General features: G+C 67.2%; 3 protein-coding genes and 1 pseudogene. All 4 read left to right on the top strand.

Translation table 11 applies throughout. From position 1 onward, the window contains the following. Positions 1-96: 96 nt before the first annotated feature. A pseudogene (locus ABZ749_RS33205) lies at positions 97-957 on the top strand (elongation factor Tu); the annotation flags it as partial. Between the two features lie 350 nt (positions 958-1,307). Then, positions 1,308-1,616 (top strand): 30S ribosomal protein S10, encoded by a 309-nt coding sequence (gene rpsJ / locus ABZ749_RS33200; protein WP_007073037.1) that lies wholly within the window; start codon positions 1,308-1,310, stop codon positions 1,614-1,616. Between the two features lie 11 nt (positions 1,617-1,627). Next, a complete protein-coding gene (rplC, locus tag ABZ749_RS33195; RefSeq protein ID WP_357234903.1) occupies positions 1,628-2,293 on the top strand; it encodes a 50S ribosomal protein L3 in 666 nt (221 codons plus the stop codon). After that, the coding region (gene rplD, locus ABZ749_RS33190; RefSeq protein ID WP_357234900.1) for a 50S ribosomal protein L4 at positions 2,290-2,800 on the top strand (511 nt) is incomplete at its 3' end. The genes rplC and rplD, both read left to right, overlap by 4 nt.

The raw sequence follows: 2,800 nt of genomic DNA, 5'->3' as shown, positions 1-2,800 counted from the left end.
GGCGTTCGCCTGGTCGCTGCTCGTGCTGGTGCTCTCGGTGGTGATGGACGATGTCGCGCACCTGCGTCAGCAGGGCGCCCAGCCGACCAGGGAGCCGACGGCCCGATGCCGCAGACCCGCGAGCACGTGCTGCTGGCCCGTCAGGTCGGTGTGCCGTACATCGTCGTGGCGCTCAACAAGAGCGACATGGTCGATGACGAGGAGCTCCTGGAGCTCGTCGAGCTCGAGGTCCGTGAGCTGCTCTCCTCGCAGGAGTACCCGGGTGACGACCTGCCGGTCGTTCGGGTTTCGGCGCTGAAGGCCCTCGAGGGTGACCCCGAGTGGACCGGCAAGCTGCTGGACCTGATGACCGCTGTCGACACCTCGATCCCGCAGCCGGAGCGCGAGGTTGACAAGCCGTTCCTGATGCCGGTTGAGGACGTCTTCACGATCACTGGTCGTGGCACCGTCGTCACCGGTCGCGTGGAGCGCGGCGTTCTCCTGCCGAACGAGGATGTTGAGCTCGTCGGTATCAAGGAGAAGAGCTTCAAGACCAAGGTCACCGCGATCGAGATGTTCCGGAAGACCCTGGACGACGCCCGCGCAGGTGAGAACGTCGGCCTGCTGCTGCGTGGTACCAAGCGCGACGAGGTCGAGCGCGGCATGGTCGTCGTGAAGCCGGGCTCGAACACCCCGCACACGGAGTTCGAGGCGACGGTCTACATCCTCTCCAAGGAGGAGGGTGGCCGTCACACCCCGTTCTTCCAGAACTACCGTCCCCAGTTCTACTTCCGGACCACGGACGTCACCGGTGTCGTCACCCTTCCCGAGGGCACCGAGATGGTCATGCCGGGTGACAACACGTCCATGTCGGTGAAGCTGATCCAGCCCATCGCCATGGAGGAGAACCTCAAGTTCGCGATCCGCGAGGGTGGCCGCACCGTCGGCGCCGGGTTCGTCACCAAGATTAACAAGTGAACTAGGTAACCCCGATTAGACCCGCCGCCGGTCGTGCGGCATACTAGTCAGGTTGCGTAACGACAGTTCGTCGCCTGTGTTCGGCTTTCGCTGAACCTCCGGGTGGCGAGGCAGTCGAGCGTAGGGTGGTTGGCGGCCCAGTCGCCAACCACCCTCGCACGGCGTTCAGGTCGCGGTAGTGCGATCGGCGCCTTGACCCCCAGTGCGGTCAGCACCACTCCGGTACGTAGGGGCGGAGCTCGGCCCGAGGGCGCGACACGCCCGACCGCGGGGGTCGGCGAAGTGGGCCTGTACCAGCCGGTACAGGCGCCCGCAACACAGCGGCATCGAGAGAAGGAACAGAAGCCACCATGGCGGGACAGAAGATCCGCATCCGGCTCAAGGCCTATGACCACGAGGTCGTCGACTCCTCGGCTCGGAAGATCGTCGAGACGGTGACGCGCACCGGGGCGCAGGTCGCGGGCCCGGTGCCGCTGCCCACGGAGATCAACCGTTTCTGCGTTATCCGCTCGCCGCACAAGTACAAGGACTCGCGCGAGCACTTCGAGATGCGCACTCACAAGCGGCTGATCGACATCATCGACCCGACCCCGAAGACGGTCGACTCGCTCATGCGCCTCGACCTGCCGGCTGGCGTCGACATCGAGATCAAGCTGTAGGGACCGGACAAATGGACAGGCAAGTCAAGGGGATCCTGGGCGCCAAGCTCGGCATGACCCAGGTCTGGGAGAACAACCGCGTTGTTCCCGTGACCGTGGTCGAGGCCGGCCCGTGCGTCATCAGCCAGGTTCGTAGCGCCGAGAAGGACGGTTACTCCGCGGTCCAGCTCGCGTACGGCACCATCGACCCGCGCAAGGTCAAGAAGCCGGTCAGCGGGCACTACGCCAAGGCGGACGTGGCGCCGCGCCGGCACATCGTCGAGCTGCGCACCTCCGACGCCGGGGAATACTCGCTCGGGCAGGAAGTCACTGTCGAGGAGTTCCCGGCCGGCGTCACCATCGACGTCACCGGCAAGACCAAGGGCAAGGGCTACGCCGGCCCGATGAAGCGGCACGGCTTCCACGGCCTGGGCGCCGGGCACGGCGTCGAGCGTAAGCACCGCTCGCCCGGCTCCATCGGCGCCTGCGCCACTCCGGGGCGTGTCTTCAAGGGCACCCGGATGGCCGGCCGTATGGGTGGCGTTCGGTACACCGTGCAGAACCTCACCGTCCAGGCGGTCGACACCGAGAACAACCTGCTGCTCGTCCGGGGTGCCATTCCTGGTCCCAAGGGCGCGCTCGTTCTGGTCCGTACCGCGGCCAAGAGCAAGGTGAAGAAGGGCGGTGCGGCCAAGTGACCACCGTTGACGTGCGCACCGTCGAAGGCACCACCAGCGGCTCCGTGGAGCTGCCGGAGGACATCTTCGACGTGCAGGCCAACGTCGCGCTGATGCACCAGGTCGTGGTGGCCCAGCTCGCGGCGGCCCGACAGGGCACGCACAAGGCCAAGACCCGCGGCGAGGTCGCCGGTGGCGGCAAGAAGCCGTACAAGCAGAAGGGCACCGGTCGCGCCCGGCAGGGCTCGATCCGCGCGCCGCAGTTCGCCGGCGGTGGCGTCGTGCACGGTCCCGTGCCGCGCGACTACAGCCAGCGGACCCCGAAGAAGATGAAGGCCGCCGCTCTGCGGGGTGCCCTCTCCGACCGGGCCCGCGCCGGGCAGGTGCACGTCGTCGAGGCGTTCGTCTCGGGCGAGAAGCCGTCGACCAAGGCGGCCCTGGCCACGCTGACCAAGCTCACCGAGGCCCGTCGGGTCCTGGTCGTGCTGAGCAGCACCGACGAGCTGAACTGGGTGTCGCTGCGCAATG

The sequence above is a fragment of the Micromonospora sp. NPDC047753 genome (genome assembly GCF_040642735.1).
Taxonomy (GTDB): Bacteria; Actinomycetota; Actinomycetes; order Mycobacteriales; family Micromonosporaceae; genus Micromonospora.
Note: the sequence above shows the minus strand (reverse complement) of the source record. Positions and strands in the feature narration are given on the sequence as shown.

Bases quoted from the DNA above. Each gene is read 5' to 3' on its own strand.
- rplC (WP_357234903.1), top strand. From the start codon at position 1,628: ATGGACAGGCAAGTCAAGGGGATCCTGGGCGCCAAGCTCGGCATGACC.
- rpsJ (WP_007073037.1), top strand. From the start codon at position 1,308: ATGGCGGGACAGAAGATCCGCATCCGGCTCAAGGCCTATGACCACGAG.